This window comes from Aurantimonas sp. E1-2-R+4, from assembly GCF_036549515.1.
Lineage (GTDB): Bacteria > Pseudomonadota > Alphaproteobacteria > Rhizobiales > Rhizobiaceae > Aurantimonas > Aurantimonas coralicida_A.
Genome location: NZ_JAZHLK010000099.1, coordinates 1 through 4,916, shown reverse-complemented (window position 1 = coordinate 4,916; position 4,916 = coordinate 1). Strand labels below are relative to the sequence as shown.

The 4,916-nt window shown below is 63.0% G+C and carries 2 protein-coding genes, 1 tRNA gene and 1 pseudogene; 3 read left to right on the top strand and 1 reads right to left on the bottom strand.

Annotation, left to right across the window (positions count from 1 at the left end):
• Positions 1–654: 654 nt before the first annotated feature.
• Both VQ045_RS21225 and ade read left to right on the top strand, forming a co-directional pair.
• Positions 655–740: transfer RNA gene (locus tag VQ045_RS21225), tRNA-Leu, on the top strand.
• A gap of 154 nt (positions 741–894) precedes the next feature.
• A complete protein-coding gene (gene ade / locus VQ045_RS21220) occupies positions 895–2,697 on the top strand; it encodes an adenine deaminase (RefSeq protein ID WP_331831537.1) in 1,803 nt (600 codons plus the stop codon).
• Positions 2,698–2,743: 46 nt separating this feature from the next.
• Here the strand turns inward: ade and VQ045_RS21215 are convergent, their stop codons facing one another.
• Entirely contained in the window at positions 2,744–3,604 is an 861-nt protein-coding gene (locus tag VQ045_RS21215; RefSeq protein WP_327625269.1) for a DMT family transporter, read from the bottom strand.
• 84 nt (positions 3,605–3,688) lie between these two features.
• Between VQ045_RS21215 and VQ045_RS21210 the strand changes: the two are divergent.
• Positions 3,689–4,804: pseudogene (locus VQ045_RS21210) on the top strand (aminotransferase-like domain-containing protein); the annotation flags it as partial.
• Between the last annotated feature and the right edge of the window lie 112 nt (positions 4,805–4,916).

Here is a 4,916-nt window from a genome sequence, read left to right as displayed (position 1 = left end):
GATATCCGCGCCATCTGGCGCTCGCTCAGCAAAAACAAACCAGCCATCAGAACCTCCTTGACGGAAGCTCTGAATCACACATCAAGAGAAATTAATAGGTCCTGAGCCTAGGTGTGCGGTCGGCTCCAACGCGTTCGCGCTGTGCGCGACGATCGCAAGCCTGATCCGTTGCTTCGCCCTGCCGGTTGCAGAGGTCGGGACTCCGGCCACACGGCCCTCAAGGCGCAACGGCCGAAACCATTCGACACGCGCAACGCCAATATCGAGCCATGCGGGCCTTCGGCATTCAGGCTTTGGAGAGCAGGCGCCTTCGCGGGACGCATCCGCGGGCCGGCGATGCCAATTCGTTCTCCAAGGCATGCCGAAGGCGTTCCAGCGCCAGATTCTGTCGCTTCAGGCATGTGAGCAGACCGGAGGCGTAGAGGCCCTCGAATGTGTCGAGCACAGGCACTCCGCACGAATGTGCGGTCATGTCGGGACGGTCGAAATCATTCCTCATGCCACCCCCTTTTTCGCGCTCGCTGCAACGAAACATCATCGCAAGTGAGACGGTACCCCATTTTCGCCGAACACGTCAGTGGAATTTTCGTGAACTGTGGCAATGATGCACAAATCTTGACACCGCTCGCGGCATGGCGTTGTGCTCCGCCCGGAGCGGGCGTGGCGGAATGGTAGACGCAAGGGACTTAAAATCCCTCGGGCTTCGTCCCGTGCGGGTTCGAGTCCCGCCGCCCGCACCATTGAGTAGAAGAGGTTGCGGATGTTTCCTCGACCACTTTATGCGAACAATCGCAACAGTTGTGGAACAAGAGCGGTGTGCCATCTCCCTCGATGGGCCTCCCGCTACCTTGTCAGATTCGATTTTCAGAAATCGCGTAGGGGTGTGGATAACTCATGAGCATGGACCGTCCGGAGCCATTCGACAGCGTCGCGCCTCAACTCGTCGATGTCGCCATGGGGCGTACCCAGGCCGACCTTGTCGTCCGCAACGCGCGCTGGGTGAATGTCCACTCCGGCGAAATCATTCCCGCTACCGACATTGCGGTAAAGGCGGGACGTTTCGCCTATTGCGGCCCCGATGCCGCCCATACGATCGGGGAGGGAACGCGGGTTGTCGACGCCGCCGGGCGTTATGTGATGCCAGGGCTCTGCGACGCGCACATGCATGTTGAAAGCGGCATGGTGACGGTGACCGAGTTCTGCCGCGCGGTGATTCCGCACGGCACCACCTCGATGTTCATCGACCCGCACGAAATAGCCAATGTCCTCGGCCTTCCGGGCGTCAAGCTGATGCATGACGAGGCGGTGGTCCAGCCGGTCAACGTCTGGGTGCAGATGCCGTCCTGCGTGCCCTCGGCGCCGGGGCTGGAGGAGGGCGGTGCCGTGCTCGGCCCGGCCGATGTCGCCGAGGCGATGGACTGGCCAGCGATCATCGGGCTCGGCGAGGTGATGAACTTTCCCGGCGTCGCGGCGAATGACGCCACGATGGTCGGCGAGATCGCCGCGACCCGGAGAGCCGGCAAGACCGTCGGCGGGCACTACGCCTCGCCGGATCTCGGGCGGGCCTTCCACGGCTATGTCGCCGGCGGGCCGGAGGACGACCACGAGGGCACTCGCATGGAGGATGCGGCGGCGCGGGTGCGCCAGGGCATGAAGGCGATGCTGCGCCTCGGCTCGGCCTGGTACGACGTCGCCGCCCAGGTGCGCGCGATCACCGAGATGGGGCTCGATTCGCGCCACTTCATCCTGTGCACCGACGACTGTCATTCCGGCACGCTGGTGCGCGACGGGCATATGGACCGGGTGGTTCGCCATGCCATTTCACGCGGCTTGAAGCCGATGACGGCGATCCAGATGGCGACGATCAACACCGCCGAGCATTTCAAGCTGGAGCGCGAGATCGGTTCGGTAACGCCGGGCCGGCGCGCCGACTTCCTGATCGTCTCCGATCTGAGCGAACTGTCCATCGACGAAGTCTATGGCCGCGGCGTTCGCCTGGCGGCGGCCGGGACGCTCGAAGCCGACATGCCGGCCTACGCCTATCCGGCGTCGGCGAAGGCAACGGTGAAGCTCGGCCGGCCTCTGACGGCCGAGGACTTTTGTGTGTCGGCACCAGCGGGCGCAGGCGGCACGGCGAAGGTTCGGGTCATCGGCGTCGTCGAGAACCAGGCACCGACCAAGGCGCTGACGGCGACGATTCCTGTCGTGGACGGCGTGGCGATGCCCGATGCCGCCAGTGACGTCTGCCGCATCGCATTGGTGGAGCGTCACCGGGCGAGCGGCGGGGTGGTCAACGGCTTCGTCTCCGGCTTCGGTTATCGTGGCGGCTGCGCCATGGCCTCGACGGTGGCGCATGACAGTCACCACATGATCGTCGTCGGCACGTCCGAGGAAGACATGGCGCTCGCCGCCAACCGGTTGGGCGAGGTCGGTGGCGGCGTAACCTTCTTCGCCGATGGCGAAGAGCGGGCGTTGATCGAAATGCCGATCGCCGGGCTGATGTCGGACGAGCGGGCGGAGATTGTCGCCGCCAAGGCCGACCGACTGATCGCGGCGATGCGCGAGGCCGGCTGCACCCTGAACAACGCTTATATGCAGCACTCGCTGCTCGCGCTGGTGGTGATTCCGTCCTTGCGGATCTCGGACAAGGGGATCGTCGACGTCGAGACGTTCGAGCTGGTTGATCTGTTCGTGTGAACGGGGCGGTCGCGGCGCCTCGATTCGCGTGCCGCCGTATTGATATCTAAGCAAATTTTTTCGCGCCCGCGACACAAGCGACCACGGCGAGGCTGACGGCCGCCATCGGCCAGCTGACATCTTCGTGGAGCAACGTCGCTGCGAGCATCAACCCCATAAATGGCTGAAGCAGTTGCAGTTGTCCGACGGCGGCGACACCGCCTTGGGCTAGCCCGCGATACCAGAACACGAAGCCGATGAGCATGCTGAACAAGGAGACGTAGGCCAGTGCGATCCAGGCGGGCTGGCTGACCTCTGAGAAGGTCGCGGGCATCGTATAGGCAGCCAAGGGAGCCATCACCGGCAGGGACAGAACGAGCGCCCAAGAGATCACCTGCCAACCGCCGAGTTTGCGAGACAGCTTGCCCCCCTCCGCGTAGCCCATGCCGCACACGACGATGGCCGCGAGCATCAACAGATCGCCGGTCCATGAGGCTGAAAAATCTTGTGTCAGGGCAAAGCCGGCGACGAGCGAGCTGCCGGCAATCGAGAACAGCCAGAATACGGGACGCGGGCGATCGCCAGCCCGAAGCACGCCGAAAGTTGCGGTCGCGAGAGGCAGGAGGCCGATAAAAACGATCGAGTGGGCGGAGGTGATGTGTTCCAGAGCCAGCGCTGTCAGCAAGGGAAAGCCGACCACCACCCCGAGCGCGACGATGAACAAGGATGCAAGATCGCTCCGGTCCGGGCGTTTCTGGGGAAGCAGAACCAGAAGGGCAAGCGCCAGAAAGCCCGCAATCGCGGCGCGGACAATCGTCAGAAAGACCGGGTCGAAATCAGCGACCGCCACCCGCGTCGCTGGCAGCGATCCGCTGAAAATCGCAACTCCGATGAAGCCGTAGAACCAGCCGCTCTTGGTTTCGTCCATCAGATCCCCCTTCTTCCGGGTGAACTATGGCGGGAGCTATATGGTTCTTCCAGAGACAGTCCATTACAATATTTGAAAACTGTAATGGCAGACTGGGCAATACAGATGAGCGCACGGGACCGTGACCGGTTGGAGGGCGGCACACTTGTCGAGCAGGTGATGGCGACCGTGCGAAAGCAGATTGCGAGCCGCCAGACGGCGCCGGGCGTCAGGTTGCCGTCGATCCGGGGTCTGGCCCAGAAGATGCAGGTGTCGAAGTCAACGGTCGTCGATGCGTATGACCGCCTTGCGGCCGAGGGCGTGATCCTGTCGCGGCGCGGCTCCGGCTTCTATGTCGCGGGGCACCTGCCGCCGTTTTCCCTTTCCGATACCGGACCGCGCCTTGACCGCGAGGTCGATCCGATCTGGATGACGCGGCAATCGCTGGATGCGGGACGCAGCCTGTTGAAGCCTGGGTGCGGCTGGCTGCCTGCGTCCTGGATGCCGGAGACGGATATTCGCCGCGCCTTGCGCCTGTTGGCACGAGAAGGCCAGGCCAGCCTGACCGACTATAGCACACCTCATGGTTTGCCCGCGCTAAGACAGCTTTTGTCCCGGCGCTTGGCTGATCGTGGGATCGAGGCGCCTCCCTATCAGATCATGCTGACGGAATCCGGCACCCAGGCCATCGACCTGCTTTGCCGGTTTCTGGTCGAACCCGGCGATACGGTCCTGCTGGACGACCCCTGCTATTTCAACTTCCACGCCATGCTGCGCGTCCATCGCGTCAAGGTGGTCAGCGTGCCCTATACGCATACGGGCCCGGATCTGGAGCTGTTCGAGAAGGCGCTGACGGAGCACGCGCCCCGCCTCTATATAACCAACTCGGCGCTTCACAATCCCACCGGGGCGACCCTGTCGCCCGTCGTCGCGCACCGCGTCCTGAAACTCGCTGAACGGCACGATCTGCTCATCGTCGAGGATGACATTTTTGCGGATTTCGAGCAGGAGCCCGCGCCGCGTCTGGCGGCATTCGACGGGTTGGATCGCGTCATCCATATCGGCAGCTTCTCCAAGACCCTGTCGGCGGCGGTTCGGTGCGGCTTTGTTGCGGCGCGTCAGGACTGGATTGAAGAGTTGGTGGATCTCAAGCTCGCCACCTCCTTTGGAGGCGGCTCGTTCTCGGCGGATCTGGTGCTGGCTTTGCTGAAGGATGGAGCCTAGAGCATCCGGCGAATAATTTGAATCGACGGGTTCCCATTTGATGTTCGGTTTGATTCTCTGTGAGCAGGAGGTGCTCTATGGGAAAGGCTGTTTCATCAGATTTGCGGGA